Below are 20,808 nucleotides of genomic sequence, written 5' to 3'. Positions count from 1 at the left end.
CCAGTTCGATAGTCATGGATGTGAACGTTGGATAAAAACCAAATTCAGCTAGAAGATGAGCTCAAAAAGCTTAAAGGCCAAATAAAAACGGCCCCTGAACACACCTTCAGTATTGCGCAGCAATACCGTATCCGCGCGGAGCAAATTTTATTTGTGGATGGTGAAATCAGAGCATTGCTGATAATGGCGCAGTGCTGTTGGTGCCTAATGGATTACCGACAAGGCTTAAAGCTAGTCAAAGACGCCTACAGCAAGCAAACCCAACTTGAAACCGACGACCACCTGCCCGAAATTCTTCATTTATTTGCTCTCCAATATTGGGGACAAGCAAAGTATTACTCAGCCCAACAATATTGGATTAATGCACTCGAACAATCCGCCCTCGTTGATGATATTGAAATTCAAATCGAATCTCTAATTGGGCTTGGCAACGTATGGCGCATCACAAATGAGCATCAACTTGCCGCTTCCACTCATGAGTTGGCGGTTAAAGTGGCAAACAACGTCCGTATTGCTTGGTTGGAAGGCAAAGCTCGTATCCTGTTGGCTTGGGACTATTACTTACTGAATAAGTTTGTCGAAATGCTCACTGTGCTGGATGGTGCAACCGAAGTACTAAAAGATCATGATGACAGCACATGGCAAGCCGAGATCTGGGACTTTAAAGGCCTAGCGCTACTTGGGCTAGAACGCCTTGATGCCGCAGAAGAAGCCACACAAAAGGCCCATAAACTCGCTATTGAACATGATCTAATTTGGATGAAGGCACACTCGTTTATTAGCCGCGCAAGGCTCGAACTCTTGCGCAAAAATACGGATAGTGCAGCAAAGTTACTACTCGCAGCAGAAGAGTCCGCGCTTAGTTTTGACAACGGCGAGCTACTAAGTCAGATCTGCTTTCAGCAATCTCGAGTCGCTGAAGAGCAAGGTGATTTTGAATCAGCGTTTAACGCGTTTAAAAAATACCGTAAACATGCACTCAAAATGCTCAAAGAACAGACTCATCGAGTCAGTATGGATAAAGCACGAGGCTCCAAACGCCAGCTAGAGCAACGAGCGCGTAAGCTGATTAATCGAATCCGTTCTCAACATGAGTATGACCCTGAAAAACAGTTTTCTAATGTTGTGTCCGAGACCTACTGGTGGGAACAGTTAGTTCTGTTTAAAACAGAGCTCAAACGCTCCAACCACGCGATCATTATGATTCAGCATGCAAACCCCGAATTTCTCGATGTTTGTACTGAGCTAGTTCATGCATTGACGACCTCAAGTGATCTCATCTCACGAATTTCCAGTGACAGACTAGCTATGTTAATTGCAGAGAAAGGTCAAGCAGCAGAAGATGTCTATCGTACGGTTCAGGCAATGTTAGACATCTATCCATGGAAACGTCGCGGGCTGAAAGGTCCCAAACCGATACTGTATTTGCAAGATATCCTGACCTTCCCATTCACTTTAGAGCAACTCGAAGAAAGCTATATTGAGGTAATGAAGCATGGAACAACTGCTTAGCAAGGTGACTGACGCAGGCATCGATCCTTCTTCCGTCTCTGGTGAAGAAGCGATTACGCTGTGGGAGCACATCGGGTTACATATTGCATCCACGAACCGAGAAAAAGCACATTGCTATATCATTAGTGCCGAGTATCGACGAGAAATTAAACAGCTCAACGACAGTATCGAAGAACTACGACAAGCCCTTGAGTTGCTCGTTTTACCCGACGATGTAGAAGATATTCTGTCTGTAAAAGCAAGCTTGAGTGATCGTTTAGTAGAAGTAGGTGACTACAACGCAGCATTAACCGAGTATGTCGCTGCAACGAATATCGCCGTCGAATATGGCTATATTGATGAGTACGTACTGGCTATTATTGGAATGGGCAATTTGTGCGATGCCTATGGGGATCACCATCGCGCCTTGCGTTATTACCAAAAAATCGATGCGATCGATCACGCCATTAGCAGTCGCTCCCTACGTCTGCGCTACAAACTTTACATGCTTGCCTGTTACATCAGTTTGAACCGTACCGCAGATGCACAAGAATTATTGAGTGAGTGTGAAGAGCTAAGTATCCTCGTCAGTGATAAAAACCTTGCTGCGCAAATTCATCTTTACCGAGCCAAACTGCATCGTTTGCAAGAGGATTACCCTAACGCATTGCTAGCTATCTCTAATGTCCAGTATACGACGGGCAGTGCTACCACGTACTGGTTATCCACGATGGTCAAAATCGAGACCGCATATTGTCTAAACGGTGTCGGACACACCTCTTTAGCCAACTTAGTGCTGGACTCTATCGGTAAACGAGTTCAGAAGCATTCGTCTCCTCTTGTCGCTCAGCATTTTTACAACGCGATGAGTCAAGTTTACGCTTCTCAAGGGTTATTTCAGAAAGCATTAAACTGTGAAAAAAAAGCGTTTCGCATTGAATCTGACCTTGTCAAACACATTCCAATTGGTGAATTGGGTTCTACTCAATTACGTCGACTTTCTCGTTTTGAGCTACAGCTCAAACTCATTTTGTCAGAACTTGAAAACAAAGAGCTCAAGGAAACCACCAAACAACATAAGAATACGGTCGCCCAACTACAGCAAGATGTCTTTACTGACCCGCTAACCTCTTTGCACAACCGACGCTGGTTAGAAGTCAAACTCAAAGACCTGCTTTTGCACGATACTGAATTTGCGTTGATGGTCATCGATATTGACCATTTTAAGTCCATCAATGACGAGCTCAGTCACCTTGTTGGAGACAAAGCGATTAAACGTGTGTCTCAAGAATTAGCAGGATACTTCAAATTTAAAGGCGCTTCTTGCGTTCGCTTTGGCGGTGAAGAGTTTCTTGTCATTCTAGAGAATAGCAATCTAGAACGGGCAGAAATGCATGCCGAGAATTACCGCGAACGCATTTATCAATATGGTTGGGACGATATTCTTGGCGAGCGGGGGTTGACCGTATCGATCGGGATTACCTTACATCGAGAAGGAGAGAATACCCAACGTACCTTCTATCGCGCCGACAAAGCCTTGTACCGCGCCAAAGCCAATGGCCGAAACCAAGTCTGTACCGAACTTTAAACCATGCCCCAACCTTCACTTGGGGCATAACCGTGGCTTTTATTCTCTATTCCTTCCTTTATTACTACTTAGTTTGATTATAAGCGCCTTCACTTCTTATTGTCCCCGAATAGCAATCGATACGGATATCGCATAAACATAATTCAAGTACAAAATAACTTGATTGAACGATAGTTAAGACAAATACTTAAACTGTTCATTTACGTAAGATTTTCCATTAGGTAACAAGCACAGGCAGGTAAGATGTTTCTAGACTATTTTGCACTTGGGTTACTCATCTTCGTTGCTTTGGTGATCTTCTACGGGATTATCGTTATTCATGATATTCCGTATGAAATTGCTAAAGAACGCGAACACCCTCATCAAGACGCAATTCATTACGCAGGCTGGGTTAGCCTTTTCACTTTACATGCACTGTGGCCATTTTTATGGATATGGGCAACATTGTGGCGCAAGGAGCGAGGCTGGGGCTTCAAACAACTTGAGCAAGAAACGCACGACATTCATCACCGTCTTGAAGAGCTCATCGACGAAGTCAACGAACTCAAAAACGAAGTATCGATGTTGAAACAACAAAAGATTCAGCAAAGGCCTTTGACTGAACAAAGTAAAGAGGACGAATAATGGATTTATTGCTGATTCTGACTTATACAGCCCTTTGTATCGCCATTTTTAAAGTCTTTAATATTCCTTTGAACAAATGGACCGTACCTACAGCCGTACTTGGCGGCGTAGTGTTGGTGGGCACACTCGTCCTTCTTATGAACTACAACCACCCATTTACTCAGTTAGGTAACCAAGTGTTCCCAATTACGCCTATCGTCTCTGGTGTACGTGGCCGCGTTGTGGAAGTGCCCGTTCAAGCGAACCAACCGCTCAAAACCGGCGATATTCTGTTCAAAATCGACCCTGTGCCTTTTGAAGCGGAAGTCGCACGCCTTGAAGCGAAAGTGAAAGAAGCAAGCCAAGGTGCGTTGGGTTTAGAGTCTGACTTGAGAGAAGCAGAAGCGGCGGTTTTGAAAGCGCAAGCCGATAGAGATAAAGCGCAAAGAGAATTTAGCCGATATCAAAGGGGCTTTGATCGCGGCGCGTTTACGGAACAAGATTTAGATACTCGACGCCAAGCGTACAAAGCGGCAGAAGCCATGCTAGACGTTGCCATTTTGCAGCAAGAGCAAGCACAAATCGCATTAGAGTCGGAAATCGGCGGTGAGAATACCCAAGTCGCGCAACTACTCGCTGAGCTACGTAAAGCAGAGTTCAACCTTGAGCAAACCGTCGTTCGTGCGCCAACCGATGGTTACGTTACGCAATTGGCTTTGCGCCCTGGTGTGATGGCTGTGCCGTTGCCGCTTGCCCCTGCAATGACCTTCGTTCATACCGAAGACATTACGTACACCGCGGCGTTCAGACAAAACTCGCTACAACGTTTGAAGGCAGGCTTTGAAGCGGAGTTTATGTTCCGTGCGATACCGGGCAAGGTATTCCGTGGCGAAGTCATCGACGTGATTCCAGCTATTGGTGAAAGCCAAATTCAAGCCAGAGGTGCTCTGCTTGGTACCGATGCCCTGCGCACAAGCGGACGTGTATTTGCGAAGCTGAAAATCACGGACGATTTGAGCGAATACCACCTACCAATGGGTACCGCGGTTGAAGTCGCCGTTTACTCAGACAGCTTTACTCACGTGTCAGTGATGCGCAAAGTGCTGATTCGCATGAAGAGCTGGCAGAACTATTTGTACCTAGACCATTAATGAACAGCTAGCTCATTCATTTATCGATGAAAATAGTATCAGAAAGTGTAATCGGGGGCTGACAATCAGCCTCCGATTTCATTCTAGCCATCCAGACAGATAGCATTCCCACTTTTATCAATATTCTGTATAATGCGCGCCTTATTTTTAATGCTTGCTAAAAAACAAAGCCAGTCAAAGGGATACGTGAATCAAATCACACATTTCCTGAAGAAAAATAGAGCAAACAATAAGCAGCTTGGTTGTTTTGGATATATGTTACACAATCAAATAACCAATGCTTTCCAACAATATAAATGAACGTTCTTTAAAATCGACCATTGAACTGAGGTTATCTATGAATCTTTCTGCTAAAACCGTTGTGGTTATTGCAATTGGTGCTGCTCTTTACGGCATCGGTGGCTTACCTATGTTTGGCATCCCTGTGTTTGCAAACACAACGCTAAAACCAGCCATGGCAGTATTAGCATTGTTCTCAGTACTATTTGGCCCACTTGTTGGCTTTTTGGTTGGTTTTATTGGCCACTGGGTCACTGACCTATTCGCAGGTTGGGGCGTATGGCTCACTTGGGTACTTGGTTCAGGTATTGTTGGTTTGATTATCGGTCTATTCCCTTCTCTAACGCGCTACCGTTTAGAGAAAGGCGATTTCAATATGAAAGACTTCGCGTTATTCGTAGTACTTGCGCTATTAGGCAACGTATTTGGTTACGGTTGCTCTGCATTCCTCGACACGATTTTATACGCAGAACCGTTCACTAAAGTGTTTACCCAGCTTTCAATTATCGCGATCGGTAACACCATTCTTATTGCTATTGTTGGCTTCTTCATTCTTAAGTCTGTCGCTAAACGTAACAAGCAAAGCCGTAACTTAACAGAGGCTTAATGTCGAATGACAATCGAATTTTCTAACTTCTCTTTTAGATATGAGTCGCTGGACAAACCGACGCTAAAAAATATCAATCTAAGGATAGAGAAAGGAGAGAAAATCGTCATTATCGGTCCAAGTGGTAGTGGTAAATCTACCCTTGGGCAATGTCTTAACGGACTGATCCCACACGCAATCAAAGGGGAAACCAGTGGAACATTGACCATCAATGGTCAAGACACCGCCCCTTTCGACATGCACCAATACACTGAGCAAGTTGGCACCGTACTGCAAGATACGGACAGCCAATTCGTCGGTTTGAGCATTGGCGAAGACATCGCATTTGCGCTGGAAAACCAGCTAACTTCTAACATCGACATGTACCCATTGGTCAAAGCCACGGCCAAAATGGTCGACTTGGAACAGATGTTAGATCGCTCTCCCCACGATTTATCTGGCGGCCAGAAACAACGTGTTTCTTTGGCGGGCATTCTCGTCGATGACGTCGATATCCTTTTGTTTGATGAACCACTAGCTGCGCTTGACCCTAAAACGGGTAAAAAAACCATCGAGATCATCGATGATCTACACCGCGAAACAGGCAAAACCATCGTAATCATTGAGCATCGTCTTGAGGACGTTCTGCATCGCTCAGTTGACCGTATTATCTTGATGGAAAGCGGCGAAATCATTGCCGATACAACGCCAGATGAAATTTTAGCGTCGCCTCTGCTAGAAGATTACGGCATCCGCGAACCGCTTTATATTTCGGCTCTGAAAGAAGCAGGCTGCGCGATTGAGGGCGATGCAAAACCTTCTAGCTTAACTACCTTACCGTTGGAGCAATATAAACCAGCAGTACAAGCATGGTTTGATGGTTCAACAGCACAACCACCTAAAACGCCAGCCGAGACTTTGCTTGAAGTCTGTGGCCTCACCTATTCTTACGACGGTGAGAAAAACGCGTTAGAAGACGTGAGTTTTGACATCAAGCGTGGCGAGTTTGTCTCTGTACTTGGCAAAAATGGCTCGGGTAAATCGACCATCACCAAACTGATTATGGGCGTTATTGAAGCGGATAGCGGCTCAATGAGCATGAATGGTCAAGATCTTAACGAACTGACCATCTTCGAGCGCAGCCAGAAAGTGGGCGTGGTGATGCAAAACCCGAATCACATGATTTCCCATCACATGATTTTCGACGAAGTGGCCTTCGGCCTCCGTAATCGTGGCATTGAGGAGAAACAAATCGAAGCTAAAGTACTTGAAGTCCTTGAGCTGTGCGGTTTGAGCAAATACCGTCACTGGCCAATCGAAGCATTGAGCTACGGCCAGAAAAAGCGCGTGACCATTGCGTCAATTTTGGTCTTGGAACCAGAGCTTCTGATCCTTGATGAACCGACGGCAGGTCAGGACTACCGGAACTACACGTCTATGCTGAGTTTCATCGAAAAGCTCAATCGCGAGTTGGGCGTAACCGTGATGATCATATCTCATGACATGCATTTAGTGCTGGAATACACCACGCGCTCTATCGTGATTGCAGACAGTAAATTAGTCGCGGATGCACCAATGACGCAGGTATTCAGCAGTCCAGAGCTACTAGACCAAGCAAACCTCACCACAACAAGTCTGTTTGAGTTGGCTACGAAAGTTGGCATCGAAGACACCAATGGCTTTATGCAGCATTTTATCAATGTAGAAAAAGCGCACCGCCAACAAAAAAGCAGCGAAGTAAACCAACCAGAGAAAGCGGTGGCATGAAAGACAATAAGATGAAGTTTGGTATCAACTACATCGATACCCAATCGCCACTTCATAAGTTGAATGGCATTACTAAGTTCTTGCTTTTCATTGCTTGGGTAACGGTGGTGTTGACCACGTTTGACTTGCGAATCATTGCACTGTTGATCGTGCTTGGTTTGGGCTTATTGAAAATGACCAAAGTGCCATTTCATGTCTACAAACCACTTTTACTCGGTACAGGTACAGTATTGCTGATCAATGCCCTGTTTATGTTCGCGTTAGCGCCGCAACAAGGTACTGAGTTCATGGGCTCATCAACGGTTTTACTCTCGTTACCCGGTAATTACTCACTCACTCAAGAGACGTTGTTTTACTTAGTAACAGTGACGTTGAAATACTTCAGCATGTTCCCAATCGCGTTGGTGTTTGTATTTACCACCCATCCGACGGAGTTTTCAGCCAGCTTGAACCGCTTAGGTGTGCCTTACAAAATCGCCTATGCCGTGAGCTTAACGCTGCGCTACTTGCCGGAAGTGAAAAAGGACTTTGTTAACATCATGCACGCGCAACAAGCACGCGGAGTAGAACTGAGTAAGAAGGCTCCGTTGTTCACTCGTATGAAGAACGTGGCGAAGATTCTTGGCCCTCTGATTTTCTCTAGTTTGGACAGAGCAGACCAAATCTCAAACGCGATGACGCTACGTGGTTTTGGCCGTCACTCATCTCGCACCTGGTACAGCCTAAAACCCCTGGCCAAAGCCGATATGATCTGCATGGCGGGGATTGCAGTGATAGTGATTGCTGCGATCAGCAAGCGTGTTATGGACACACAACTGTTCTGGTATCCGTTTTAAAATTCTAAAGCTTCAAGCTGAACATAACGTGGTTAGTGTTGTGACCACGTTATGTTTCCCTCTTTCCCCTCGATAACCCGCTCATTAGCCTTTTGCTTGCAGGTGCTCAAAATAGGCGTGTAATCTCAGCGGCTCGTTGATGTGTCAGAAAGTTGCTTATTTAAGCGACCAACATGAACTAAACTCATCAGTTTTATCAGGGGCTTAATGATCAACTGTGCGCTGCCTACGATGAACAGCCAAGTCCCGCTTTCAATCAACGAATCATTCAAAAAGAAAAAGCTACCAATTAAAAACCAAATAGCTATGAGCAGATCGTTGGCAGCACCTAACGCCTCATAGCGACGTTGAATAACGACGTGACGGTTTCCTAGATCTAAATCCAACTCCCTGCCATGTACCTGCACTGTAAAACCCTCCTTAGTGTTTCGACTCATGTTGTACCCGAGTAATTTCAACATACTTAGGTATAAAACCCTAACGGACCCAATAGATATGTACAACCATAGAAGAAACAACATGAAGATAAAGAAAAGGGTGCCTAAGCACCCAAGTCAATAAAGCTATTAACAGTAATTAACTTCTATTACTAGATAGTAAGTACCAACTTAGCTCCACTTTAATAAGCGGGTCTCATTGCCCTCTTCTGGCTTCGCTGGAATATTGAGTGACAGCAGTAAGCTCACAGCCGCCATACCTGCACCGATGTAAAATACGCTAGCAGGAGAAACCAGCCAAATCACACCAAACGTAACAGGTATCACAACCGCCGCAATATGGTTAATAGTAAACGCAACCCCAGCGGTCGACGCCATATCGGCAGGATCGGCAATTTTTTGGAAGTAGGTTTTGATAGCAAGCGCTAGCGCGAAGAACAAATGGTCGACAACATACAATGCAGCAGCCCACTCCGCGGTTTGCACCAAACCATAACCGACGAATACGAAGATCAAACCGACGTACTCAAACATCAGCGCTTTACGCTCACCAACAACGCCGATGAAGCGGCCGATTCGCTTCGCAAACAAGAAGTTAAAGACATAGTTGATCAAAAACAGCAAGGTAATGTCTGCGGCAGAGTAGCCAAACTTCTCTACCATCAAGAAGCCAGCGAAAACCGTGAAAATCTGACGGCGAGCACCACTCATAAACGTGAGCGCATAGTACAACCAGTAACGTTTACGCAGAATGAGTTTCTTGTTTTGAGGCACTTTTGTTTTAAATTGAGGGAAAGCAAATGCCATCACCAAAATAAGCACAAAACCTAAACCACCTGCCATTAGATAGACCGTTTTAAAATCAAGTTTGAGCTGTTCGAGCGAAACCCAAATCGCACCGTAGGTAAACAGAGAAGCCAAAGCCCCAACAGAAATAAATTTACCCAACATTTCCGGGGCTTCTTCTTTCGATAGCCATTGTAAAGACAAAGACTGCTTTAGTGTTTCAAAGTAGTGGAAACCGGTGGACATTAACAAGGTGGTAAAAAGTAGACCGTACAAAGTGGGAAAATAACCTGTTAATGCCGTACCAAGCGTAAGCATCGCCAAAGAGACGAGCATAAAGCGTTGTTCACGGATAAAAAGTAAAACGAATACCGCAGTGAAAGCTAGAAAGCCAGGTACTTCCCTAACACTTTGAAGTAAACCGATATCAGCGCCATCAAAGTTCGCTTTCTCGATAACAAAGTTGTTCAACAACGCCATCCAAGTAGAAAAAGCAATGGGCACGATAATGGAAATTAACAGGAGGAAATTTTGCGGCGTTCTCCAGCCTTGCGATGAGGTAGTCATGATGTTTCCTTTAAATATGAAGGCATCATCATAGCTTCAAATGTAACAAATTCGCAATATCATTATTATTTTCAACCCTGGCCAAGCAGATACGGTGTAGAGATATTGTTATGAAAATAAACATCGCACTCAATTCCTTGGTTAAGCGCGATGTTGAAATATCGAGAGAAATAGGTAAAAACGCCAGTGATGAGGCTCAGTAACTTAATCGATATTCTTTACTGTTAGACGATTCTTAAATTCAAACACATGTTCTGGACACGCATCCAAACATCGGCCACAGCTAATGCAGTTTTGATCCATAACTCGACGATCTCCCTCTTTCAATGGTTGTCGAAGCACCTCAGGTTCTGGGCAGACGTAAAAGCAATCCATGCATTTGGTGCAATCTTCGCGGCGAACAGCAGTAACGCGCAACAGGCTTTTTCGGCCTATCACACCATAGGTAGCACCCAGTGGACATAAGTGCCCACACCACCCATGCTCAACTAAGAGTAGATCCAGTACGAACACCAGTGCGATCAACACCCAACCTGCGCCCATACCAAACACCAATCCGCGATGCAGTGCCGCCACTGGATCTAACCATGTCCAAAGAATCGCGCCAGACAGCGCGCTGCCCAACATCAAAACAGGGATCAGCCAATAGCGAATAGCAGGAGACCAACGATAGCTCGCTTTAATGTTGATCTTTCTGCGCAGCCAAGCCGCCAAATCTGTCACGATATTTAACGGGCACACCCACGCACAAAATGCGCGCGGCGCTAAAATCGCGTAGAACACCACGACAATCACTACGCCTAACAGCGCATTAAACTCCGGAACATGGCCTGTCGCCAAAGCTTGAAGCACTATCAACGGGTCACTTAAAGGCACGGTGTCGAACAACATACTCGATGAGAGATTACCAGTTAGAGCCCCTAATGTCGGCCCAGCCATAAACAGCGCAATGATGGTGAGCTGGCATAGTCTGCGTAAAATCAAAAACCGATGCGCGCACCACCAGCCAAGCTTTTCAACCGCTTCTTTTCCAGCATTTTGAGCTAAGTTCTTTGCCATTACTTACCTCCTTTTAGCGATTCAAGCGCACCTTCCGGTACAGGCGTCTCACTAGGGAGGATATTTTCGAGTGGTTTGTCGATCTCTTTCCAACCAAAATTGTAGTGACTGCCCACTTTGCCTTTCGCCAAATCCGTCGGGACGACTTTAATAGCAGCGACATCCAACACGCACGCTTGTTCGCACTTGCCACATCCGGTACACACTTCGGAATTCACTGTTGGGATAAGTTTGGCGTGATAACCGGTTCGGTCGTTGTGAACCATCTCTAATGTGATGGCTTCATCAATCAGCGGACAAACGCGATAACAAACGTCGCATCGTAGCCCTTGCCAGTTCAGGCAAGTTTCATGGTCAATAAGAACCGCTGTACCCATTCGAGCATCATCAATATCGGTTAGCTTCGGATCCAGCGCCCCACTCGGACAAGCGACCACACAAGGGATGTCTTCACACATTTCGCAGGGAATATCGCGCGCAGTAAAGTAAGGTGAACCAGTGGCTACAGGAGAAAGTAATGTCGCGAGTTTCAATGTGTCGTAAGGGCATGCTTGAACACACAAGCCACATCGAATACAGGCTGATTCGAAATCGCCTTCTGGCAAAGCACCGGGTGGGCGAATAGGCACACCTTTAGTTTCTCGAGCTTGGCTTTGCAGCGATTGTAAGCCCAACACACACGCCGCTGCGCCAACGCCTGCCGCAGTTCGGACAGTATCACGCAAAAATCGACGCCGACTTTGCGATGTTTTAGACTGAGAGGATTTCATGCTATTTCCTCAACGAAACTCCTTTATCAAGTTAAGCATAAATAGCGCTAAACGTACCTCTTCCCCATACCTCATAAGAGGTAACTCCACCCTCAATTGATTCAAGTCAACTGATGTACAGTGCCGTCGTCACAGTTTGAATCATTCCATTTATTTCCTCCAACATGAAATTCACCACGATACTCTGCCGTGCACGCCATTTTCAGTACAATAATTCAACACCTTTGCAATCTATTCGCTAAATTCAAAGATAAATGACTACTAAAATTTAGAAAAACATCGCTATAACAACCTAATTTAAAAGGTGTTTATCTCTCAAACTTCAAAAAATACTATCCAAAATAAGGAACTGTGGTTAGATTGAAAATTAATACTAAAAAGCGAAGGAGAGAAGCATGGAAATTATTGTACGTCCAACAACCGTTGAAGACGCAGCGGCACTCGTAGAAATCTATTCACAACCAAAAGCACAACGTGAAACCCTGCAACTCCCAAAACCTTCGCTCGCAATGTGGGTGGAACGATTGTCAAATATGCCCGCTGGCGTTTACAGCTACGTCGCTGAAATCGATGGTAAAGTAGTGGGTAACATTGGCTTTGACCACTCGCAGCGTCCGAGAACAATGCACACAGCATCATTTGGCATCGGAGTGCATGATAGTTTCCACGGGCTCGGTATTGGTAGCAAGTTGATTGAAACGGTCACTGAACTGGCGGATAACTGGCTAAACGTGAGAAGAATTCAAATAGAAGTCAACGCCGATAATGACGCCGCCATTGGGCTGTACAAAAAGCATGGATTTCAAATTGAGGGCGAAGCGATTGATGGCTCCTTCCGAGATGGCGAGTTCATCAATACCTATTACATGGCACGTATCAGGCCAAGTAAAAAGTAAATCAAAGCCTCCTAATTGGAGGCTTTTCTTTTTAAACTTCTACTCACTTTCGTAAGTTAGCCAGCGCTCGGCTAGTCAATGCTTCTGTGTAAGGATTGATCTTCCAGTGATCAGGGCTCCAGCCTTTCACAAAGCGTTGAAAGTCAGCCCACGCAACCGCAAACAAAGGACGCCATTCGCGCTCGACTTCATTGGGGTCAAGATTCGGCTGATAAACCATTAACGCTTGTTGCAACTGAGCAAAATACGTATCCAAGACCCAAACTTCCATCTCTGCACAACGCTCTGGCTTGACGGCGCTACTCATAAACAGTGCCACATCTTTCATCGCACAGCCATGTCCGACGTATTGAAAGTCGACCGCTGCAACGCTTGATTCTTCTCGATCAAAACAGAAGTTCGCCAATTTGGCATCACCGTGTACAAGCGTCTTGAACTTGGCTTGCGAAAGCGTTTGATCAATCAATTGAGCGGCATTTTTTAGCTCGGTGTCTTGCAACGCCTCAAGCTCATCGGGTCTGGTTGCCAAGTGCCAATACGTGCCGGTATACCACAGCTTATCCGAGCGAACACCGATGTAGCGCGCATGAAAGTTCGCCAACCAAGCAAGGCAGGCTCGTAGATGTTCTAGCTTTGCATCGGTGATGACTTTTGGAAAGCCTGCCTCGGCGAGATCTTCCATCACGATGAGCCATTCATTCTCCGATTGGAACGTTTTTAGACCTTGTGGTACTCGGCAGCGAGTGCTCACCTCTCTGGAAAAATCCGTATACCAATTCACTTCCACCTGATAAGAGTGCAGCTTTCTTTGGTGAGATCGGTCAGTATTCCAGCCTCTTGGATGCTCTGAAGGTTTAGGGAGTTTTACATGCTTAATGATCAACGAGCAAGTTGAATAAGTAACTCGGACTAACTCACCATAGCCTCCCCATAGCGATTGTATGACTTCTACCGATTGATAATTCCCGAGCTTTAGCTCCTGGCCAATGCTTTGGTAACGTTGGTGGTTGTCGTTCATCATCATGCAAGCAGATGTGACCACGCTTGGTTTTTCTCCATATAATGAATGACATATGGACAGACTGGTTTGATTTGATAACCGAGTGCCTCAATTTCTGGCAATACCGCTTCCATCATCACTTTTCCGTACCCTTTACCTCGTAATGCTTCAGGAACTACGGTTGATGTGATGTGCATGACATTATTCTCAAGCTGATAAACCACCTTGGCTTTATAACCTTGTTCTAAATCAACCCAAAATGTGTTGTTTTCAACTTCATGAGTTACTTTATGCATATCTTGCTCTCTAATTTTTGTTACGGATTGATTGAATCAAACTATATCACTGAATAGAATCAACACCATGCGGAAGTGCTCTGTCACTTCACGCCCTTACCTTCTCAAATCAGGTACGACAATAATAATGAGAAATATGAGCCCTATTGCCAGAGACGGCAAACTACCTCTGCAAAGCAAGAAGGCACCCGAACGTCAGGCAAGTACACTAAATAGCACCGATGCAATGGCAATGGTCGAACATGGCAGTGAAGTAAGTTTAAACGTCACGACACCTGTTGGTACCAAGTTTATTACAACCAGCACATTTGTCGGCTGTCACTCAAATAATACCGCATTGATAGAGGTTCCGAACATCTCCGATGAGGACTTGAAATTTTATTTTCAAGAAGGCTTTTGGATCAATGTAAAAGCGTACTCTCATCGAGGGGAAGGTGCTGTCATTCCTTTTCGGGCGCAATTGCAGCACCGACTCGGCGACCCGTATCCAATTTTGGTGCTAAGTCTACCCAACACCATGCAGGTCTTTCAGCTTCGTAAAGAAGTACGTTACGAAGTGAATTTGAGGGCGCGTGTTTGTTTAGAAGCCTATCGAACTGAATGCGAGATAAGAGATTTATCTCGCAGTGGGTGCCGCTTTGTGACATCACCAATGAGCCGACCACTTCAGGTTGGTGATCGCGTTTCATTGGACCTAACCATGCCCGGTGAAAGCCACATGCTCGCGCCATTGAGAGGTCGTATTTGTAACTTACAAAAATCGACACACCATGCTCGCTATGGAATGGAGTTTGATGAGGTTGGTAAAACCAACGCTAAAAGTCTCCTGAGTCACCTAAAATTTGATGGGACTAAACTCACACTAAAAAGGTAGCTTTGATAACGAGCACCAAGTAGCGACCAGTTTTGATACCCGGAAAACAAGAAACCCCTTACTGTAAAGTAAGGGGTTTTGTTTACTAAGAATAAGGCAGAATCTTAGATAACAGTTTCGACTTAGAAGTCGTAACGTAGACCTAGCGCTAGCTCATCTTTTTCATCAGCGCCTTCGTTATCCATTAGATCGAAGTTGTATGATGCGTAGCCACGGAAGTTAGGCTTGAAGTAGTAAGTAACATCAACAGCTAGGTTTTCTACAGTATCAGCATCTTCTAGCTCACCTTTGTTGAACGTAGAAGTAAATACAGTTTGACCCATAGTGTATGATGCAGCTAGTTCGTAGCCTTTGTAATCCGCAGACTCACCTGCAACATCCACGTCTGCACCTGTGTAGTTACCAGCGAAGTAGAAATCACCTACAGAGTATGCAGCAGCAAGCATGAACTCATCACTATCGTTTTGGTCTGCATAACCAGCACCTAGTTCAATACCAGTATTAGCAAATGCGTAGATACCAGATAGAGAGAAGCCATCTTCCTCGTTGTCTGTAAAACCTTTTGCATCTGTTGTACGGTCAGCAAAGCGGTAGCTAGCACGTACAGCTAGTTGCTCGAATTGGCCTTTGTAAGAAAGCATGTTGTCTGTACGGTCAGATACAGGCAGCTTAAGTGCTGCAGTGTTACCGTGGTAAGCCATAATATCGGTAAAGTCAGTAAGAACGAATAATGCACCGTCGTTTTTACCGTAAGTTACTTCACCGTATTTACCGCCTAGGCCTGCGTAAGCGTAACGAGTTTCAAGATCACTGTTGTTATCTACGGCACCTTCTTCTTTTGTTTCGAACTCACCTTCCCAAAAACCAACACCGTATAGGTTTTCATTGATTTCCTGTTTGCCTAGGAAGTTAAGACGGATGCGAGTACGGTCTTTTGCCTTACCATCCATCATAGAAAGACGCGCTTCAGCGCGGCCGCCCATCTCAAGAGAAGTGCCATCTTGGTTGTATAGTTCTGAAGCGACAACTTGAGATCCTGATGCCATTAGCGCCACTGCTACAGCTAAAGTTTTTAATTTCATTGTTATTTTCCATATCATTGTTTTATATGTATTTTCTCACCAGAAAAACAGGACTTTTCTGTACCAACGAGAAAACTGGCGGCATAGTAGCAGCTGTTATTTTTCACGCAACGCGTTGAATAAACAGCACTTATAGAAGAAAACACCAAGTAAAATGACGATATGAATACCTCTCAACCATCAAGTTATCGGTTGAGGTAAAAAAATCGTTCGCGTCAAAAAAAAAATTGACGCAAAAAATGTAAAAACAATCTCATTATATGTGATTTTGCTCGCAAAATATTTTCACTAAATGACTGTTTTAGATAGACTTCCTGATTTTAAATCAGTTTCTCACAAACAAAAAAATCCCCAAGCAATAGCTCAGGGATTTATACATTTTGTTAGGCGAATGGCGAATTAAAGCTTAAAGAAGCTCAATTGCTCTTTCTGCTTCTCTGCAAGTAATGAAAGCTCAGTACTCGCGCTTGCGCTTTGACTGATACCCGCCACATTCTGGTTAACCAGTTCAGACATGTTAACCACGTTTCGGTTGATGTCTTGAGTGACTTGAGACTGCTCTTCGGCTGCGGTTGCCACTTGCGTGTTTGAATCGTTAATGTTGGCTACCGACTCGGTAATACCAACCAATGCCTCATTCGCTTGTTGCGTCAGTTCGTTGTTACGACTCAGCATGTCTAGGCTGACTTGCATGCTGTCATTCGCAAGCCCAGACTGCGCTTGAAGTTCTTCAATAATCGTTTGGATCTCTTGAGTCGAGTCTTGCGTGCGTGCCGCGAGCATACGTACTTCATCCGCAACAACCGCAAAACCACGACCAGACTCACCAGCACGCGCAGCTTCAATCGCAGCGTTCAATGCGAGTAGGTTGGTCTGCTCAGAGACACCGCGAATTACTTCAATAACGTCGTTGATCTGAACCGACTGCTCTTTTAAACGCAGTACCACTTGCGCTGCATCGTTCAATGCCTGAGACATCTGTGCGCTTGCTTCTGCGCTCTCTTGGAAGATAGCCAGACCTGATTGCGCAAGACCATCAGCTTCGCGAGCTGTCGAATCCGCAGACGTTGCGTTATCGCTCACGTTGTTTGCCGTGCTAGCAAGTTCATTAACAGCAGATGCAACTTGTTCGATCTCAGCTAGCTCTAGCTGAGCATTCGCTTCTGCTTGCGTCATTACTGCGGCAAGCTCAGTCGATGCCGATGCAACCTCTTCACTGATGCGAGTAAGCTGGTCGACCGTGTTATAAAGCTGTTCTGCTGTTTGGTTAACATCTTTGCTCAGCTTCGCAATTTCGTTATCACCATCTACATCTGCGCGAACTGATAAGTTGCCCATTGCCAACTGACGCATCACTTCTTGAAGTTTTTGAATAGGCGTAACAATCATGCCTGATAAGATCCACGCTCCCACCAATGAGAACGCAAATACCGCAAGAACTGTCAGCATAGCGTTGTTTTGTACACGCTCATTCTGTTGATGGCTTCTTATGGTTGACTGCTCTGCTTGATCATTCACATGCTTCGACAGAGTATTGATTTGTTGAACCATTTCTCGGCCAACATTACGGTACTCTTTAATGAATGCACGGTACTCACTGTCCGATTTCAAGCCTTGATCGTACTGGTTAAAGAAAGCCACTGAGCGCTCTGAATATCGAACATAGGCTTCGATCGCTTGGCGAACTTTAATCGCATCTTCACGAAACAGATTACGAGCTTCAATCGCACTTAAATCAGCTTCAACCTGCTTTAAGCCTTCTTTCAATTCATTAAGAAAATTTTCACGACGGGAAGCGTCGTAGATAGCGTAAACCGCTGTAATACGAAGTGGATAAATTTCATCGTCAATACGCGCCAAAGTGTCTTTATGGAAAACCAAAGACTCTTGGTTGGAAGCAATAACATCTTGCTCAGCTTGAAGATTGTTTTTAGTAATCCACAAAGCAATAAACAAAACAATCGCGGTAAATAATACCGGAACCAAAATTTGCGTTCGTACTGACAAATTTTTCAGTGATAACTGCATGACTGGACCTCAGTTGTATGCGTGATGCCTATATCCAAACGAACTCAAGCAACTCTCAATACTGAAGCTGCATTTCGGTTATTTGAATATCTATGCTTCCTTGCGACGGGAAAGTTCCCAGACGAATAAACAAGTGGCGAATATTAGAGGTCGATCACACTTTTGCCTAGTACAAAAAGTCCCCATTTTCAATCTGTTATTGACAATATCCCGACAGTAGTGTCGGGATATTGTCGTTATGATAAATTGTGATCACTTATGATGAGATACATTCACATTTAGGGCGGTTTTAGGCTATTTTCTCAACGAATTGAGCTTAGCTTGAGCAAGGCCAAAAATCGTATCTATTGGATAAGAACCTTCATCGGTTGGCTCACCGGCGACTTTCCCCGTGAACAGCTCGATGGCTTCAGTGACATGATCAATCGCCCAAATATTAAACTCACCTTTTTCTACTGCTTTCACGATGTCGGAACGGAGCATCAAGTTATGAACATTAGATTGCGGGATAATGACCCCCTGCCCTTCATGACGACCTTTAATCACACACACATCGTAAAAGCCTTCAATTTTTTCGTTCACACCACCAATCGGCTGAGCTTCACCAAACTGATTCATCGAGCCTGTAATCGCAATGTCTTGTCGGTTTGGTTGCTTTGAAAAAGCAGACACCACAGCACATAGCTCTGCCATGCTGGCACTATCACCGTCGACACCACCATAAGATTGCTCAAACGTAATCGTTGTGGTTAATGGTACTCGCGCCGTTTTACCAAACACGGAAGACAAGTAGGCCGATAGAATCATCACGCCTTTAGAGTGAATACTGCCGCCCAAGTCCACACTGCGTTCGATATCGATAACATCCCCATCGCCGTAACACGTCGTCGCGGTGATGCGATTCGGCGCGCCAAACATGTAGTCGCTAGTGCTTAATACCGAGAGGGCATTCACTTGACCGATAGCCTTCCCTTCAGTGCGAATCAAGGTTGTACCGTTAACAAACGTTTCCATCACATTGTCGCGTAATCGGCTCACTCGCATTTCTTGGTTCTTGAGCGCCTCTTCCACATGACCGATACGGATCATGTTGGAGTTGGCTTGACGAGCAACGTAGTTTGACTCACGTAATAAATTCGCAATATTGGCAGAGTGGAGTGATAGCTTGGTTTGATCACCAGACAAGCGTGAACTGTATTCGATAATCCGTCCCATGGACTTTCTATCACAGTGCAGCATGTTGTTATCGTTCACGACGCTAGAAATAAAGCGCGCATAGTGCAGTTCCGACTCTGGCGTTCGCTTCATCTCATCTTCAAAATCCGCTGTCACTCGGAACAACTCACTGAACTCTGGATCGTAATGCTGCAGTAATTGATAAGTTCGGTAGTCACCAAACAGAATGATTTTAATGTCGAGCGGGATAGGCTCGGGATCGAGTGATACCGCCCCTGTCAATGTCACTTCTTTTTCTAGGGAGGTAAAGCTCAATTGACGAGCACGCAGTGCGCGCTTCAAACCATCCCAAACGTAAGGCTGTTCAAGCACTTTCTGTGCATCCATTAACAGAACGCCGCCATTCGCCTTATGCAAACTCCCCGCACGAATCAGCGAAAAGTCGGTAAACACGGTTCCCTTGAAAGTGGCTGTCTCAATCGAACCGAAGAGCGAATGGTAATTGGGGTTTTCTTCAACAACGATAGGAAAGTCACTGCTGTTGCGACTTACCAAGACGTTCACTTTATAACGACGTGGCAATTTTTTATCCAACGACGCCGTTGCAATTTCGCCTTGCTCACCACTTTGGTCAAGGAAGATATCTGCGTTTTCAACAATATCTTTTTGCAGCTCAGTTAAGTACGTTTTGATTTCAGAATATTCTGCGTAATCCACTTTGAGCTTTTTAATGAAGTGAGTAATCACATCGAGCGTCACTTCATCATTAAGCTTTTTGATTTTGTCGCTGTAAGTTTCTTCCCACTCTGTGAGTTCACGGACCATCGAACGTAATCGTACTTCGAGTTCATCAATAGCATCGCTGAACTGCTCTTGCTCTTTCTTACTTAGTGCATCAAAAGACTCTTCCGTATGAAGCTCGTCACCATTCATAGCGACAAACTGATAATCGCCTTGTGTGGTAAGCGTCAAGCTAATGCCTTTCTCTTTTGCCTCTCGGCTAATGCGGTCCAGTTCGTTTTGTTGCTTCGCCGCTAATTGGTTTTTTAATCGCTCAGCTCGGCTAAAGTACATTTCATTGTCGAACGCTAGGGGTAAAGCATTCAGTAGTTTGCCCATTAAGGCTTCAATATCAACACGTAACTTATTCCCGATACCACAAGGCAGCTTCAATACCTTGGGTGTGCGGGTATCTTCAAAGTTCGCAACGTAACACCAATCAAACAAGGCTGCTGCATCGTGCTGGTGACGATTCAGATAGCGCAGGATCATGGTGCGTTTACCTAGCCCATTCTGACCAATGGCGTAGATGTTATACCCTTTCTCTTTGATGGACATCGCAAACTCGACCGCTTTTTGCGCGCGCTCTTGGCCCACAATCTCATCAATTGGAGGTAACTCCTTGGTCGACTTACATGGCATATTCTCTAGATCTGCTACAGAATATAGCTGCTTAGCTTCCAATCTTAGTATTGCCATATCCACTTCCTTTTTCTTATTTTCGTCATTTGAGTGTAGAGATTATTTGCTTAATTT

At 45.0% G+C, this 20,808-nt stretch carries 18 protein-coding genes; 9 read left to right on the top strand and 9 right to left on the bottom strand.

What is annotated here, in order from left to right:
- The first annotated feature begins 27 nt into the window (after positions 1-27).
- The 7 genes from ACWYVB_RS08250 to ACWYVB_RS08220 all read left to right on the top strand — a co-directional run bounded on the left by ACWYVB_RS08250 (position 28) and on the right by ACWYVB_RS08220 (position 8,301).
- Positions 28-1,512: a tetratricopeptide repeat protein gene (locus ACWYVB_RS08250; protein WP_047009573.1), complete on the top strand. Its 1,485-nt coding sequence runs from the start codon at positions 28-30 to the stop codon at positions 1,510-1,512.
- The gene (locus ACWYVB_RS08245; RefSeq protein WP_085344179.1) at positions 1,496-3,079 is read left to right on the top strand and encodes a diguanylate cyclase; all 1,584 of its coding nucleotides are present in this window, start codon (positions 1,496-1,498) and stop codon (positions 3,077-3,079) included. The genes ACWYVB_RS08250 and ACWYVB_RS08245 overlap by 17 nt, the downstream gene beginning before the upstream one ends.
- Positions 3,080-3,322: 243 nt before the next feature.
- A complete protein-coding gene (locus tag ACWYVB_RS08240; protein WP_006741936.1) occupies positions 3,323-3,703 on the top strand; it encodes a DUF3302 domain-containing protein in 381 nt (126 codons plus the stop codon).
- On the top strand, positions 3,703-4,833 hold the full coding sequence (locus tag ACWYVB_RS08235; RefSeq protein ID WP_457528671.1) for an HlyD family secretion protein: 1,131 nt from the start codon (positions 3,703-3,705) through the stop codon (positions 4,831-4,833). The genes ACWYVB_RS08240 and ACWYVB_RS08235 overlap by 1 nt, the downstream gene beginning before the upstream one ends.
- A gap of 337 nt (positions 4,834-5,170) precedes the next feature.
- A complete protein-coding gene (locus ACWYVB_RS08230; protein WP_005375133.1) occupies positions 5,171-5,719 on the top strand; it encodes an ECF-type riboflavin transporter substrate-binding protein in 549 nt (182 codons plus the stop codon).
- A 6-nt stretch (positions 5,720-5,725) separates the two neighbouring features.
- Positions 5,726-7,465, top strand: coding sequence for an ABC transporter ATP-binding protein (locus ACWYVB_RS08225; protein ID WP_457528667.1), 1,740 nt, complete (start codon positions 5,726-5,728; stop codon positions 7,463-7,465).
- Positions 7,462-8,301, top strand: a complete 840-nt coding sequence (locus ACWYVB_RS08220; protein ID WP_457528665.1) for an energy-coupling factor transporter transmembrane component T family protein — start codon at positions 7,462-7,464, stop codon at positions 8,299-8,301. Before ACWYVB_RS08225 ends, ACWYVB_RS08220 begins: the two co-directional genes overlap by 4 nt.
- A 125-nt stretch (positions 8,302-8,426) precedes the next feature.
- On the opposite strand, the gene ACWYVB_RS08215 is transcribed toward ACWYVB_RS08220, so the two are convergent.
- The 4 genes from ACWYVB_RS08215 to napG all read right to left on the bottom strand — a co-directional run bounded on the left by ACWYVB_RS08215 (position 8,427) and on the right by napG (position 11,920).
- Positions 8,427-8,738 (bottom strand): YrhK family protein, encoded by a 312-nt coding sequence (locus ACWYVB_RS08215; protein ID WP_282149909.1) that lies wholly within the window; start codon positions 8,736-8,738, stop codon positions 8,427-8,429.
- A gap of 171 nt (positions 8,739-8,909) precedes the next feature.
- Positions 8,910-10,091, bottom strand: a complete 1,182-nt coding sequence (locus ACWYVB_RS08210) for an MFS transporter (RefSeq protein ID WP_005394895.1) — start codon at positions 10,089-10,091, stop codon at positions 8,910-8,912.
- A 204-nt stretch (positions 10,092-10,295) separates the two neighbouring features.
- A complete protein-coding gene (gene napH, locus ACWYVB_RS08205; protein ID WP_457528663.1) occupies positions 10,296-11,150 on the bottom strand; it encodes a quinol dehydrogenase ferredoxin subunit NapH in 855 nt (284 codons plus the stop codon).
- Entirely contained in the window at positions 11,150-11,920 is a 771-nt protein-coding gene (gene napG / locus ACWYVB_RS08200; protein WP_015313573.1) for a ferredoxin-type protein NapG, read from the bottom strand. Before napG ends, napH begins: the two co-directional genes overlap by 1 nt.
- Positions 11,921-12,315: 395 nt before the next feature.
- On the opposite strand from napG, the gene ACWYVB_RS08195 reads away from it, so the two are divergent.
- Positions 12,316-12,816: a GNAT family N-acetyltransferase gene (locus tag ACWYVB_RS08195; RefSeq protein ID WP_301657564.1), complete on the top strand. Its 501-nt coding sequence runs from the start codon at positions 12,316-12,318 to the stop codon at positions 12,814-12,816.
- 43 nt (positions 12,817-12,859) lie between these two features.
- Here ACWYVB_RS08195 and ACWYVB_RS08190 read toward each other — a convergent pair whose 3' ends face one another.
- Together ACWYVB_RS08190 and ACWYVB_RS08185 are read right to left on the bottom strand one after the other, a co-directional pair.
- Positions 12,860-13,834, bottom strand: a complete 975-nt coding sequence (locus ACWYVB_RS08190; protein WP_457528695.1) for a phosphotransferase — start codon at positions 13,832-13,834, stop codon at positions 12,860-12,862.
- Positions 13,835-13,836: 2 nt separating this feature from the next.
- Positions 13,837-14,112: a GNAT family N-acetyltransferase gene (locus ACWYVB_RS08185; protein ID WP_006741945.1), complete on the bottom strand. Its 276-nt coding sequence runs from the start codon at positions 14,110-14,112 to the stop codon at positions 13,837-13,839.
- Positions 14,113-14,239: 127 nt separating this feature from the next.
- Here ACWYVB_RS08185 and ACWYVB_RS08180 point away from each other — a divergent pair, with 127 nt between their 5' ends.
- Positions 14,240-14,986, top strand: coding sequence for a flagellar brake protein (locus ACWYVB_RS08180; RefSeq protein ID WP_043884593.1), 747 nt, complete (start codon positions 14,240-14,242; stop codon positions 14,984-14,986).
- A gap of 122 nt (positions 14,987-15,108) precedes the next feature.
- Here the strand turns inward: ACWYVB_RS08180 and ACWYVB_RS08175 are convergent, their stop codons facing one another.
- From ACWYVB_RS08175 to ACWYVB_RS08165, 3 genes are all read right to left on the bottom strand, one after another.
- Positions 15,109-16,068 (bottom strand): porin, encoded by a 960-nt coding sequence (locus ACWYVB_RS08175; protein WP_005394882.1) that lies wholly within the window; start codon positions 16,066-16,068, stop codon positions 15,109-15,111.
- Positions 16,069-16,467: 399 nt separating this feature from the next.
- Positions 16,468-18,096 carry a methyl-accepting chemotaxis protein gene (locus ACWYVB_RS08170; RefSeq protein WP_005394881.1) on the bottom strand — a complete coding sequence of 543 codons (1,629 nt, stop codon included), beginning with the start codon at positions 18,094-18,096 and terminating at the stop codon, positions 16,468-16,470.
- 294 nt (positions 18,097-18,390) lie between these two features.
- Positions 18,391-20,751: a Lon protease family protein gene (locus ACWYVB_RS08165; protein ID WP_005394880.1), complete on the bottom strand. Its 2,361-nt coding sequence runs from the start codon at positions 20,749-20,751 to the stop codon at positions 18,391-18,393.
- Between the last annotated feature and the right edge of the window lie 57 nt (positions 20,752-20,808).

The sequence above is a fragment of the Vibrio sp. JZG10 genome (assembly GCF_054064075.1).
Note: the sequence above shows the minus strand (reverse complement) of the source record. Positions and strands in the feature narration are given on the sequence as shown.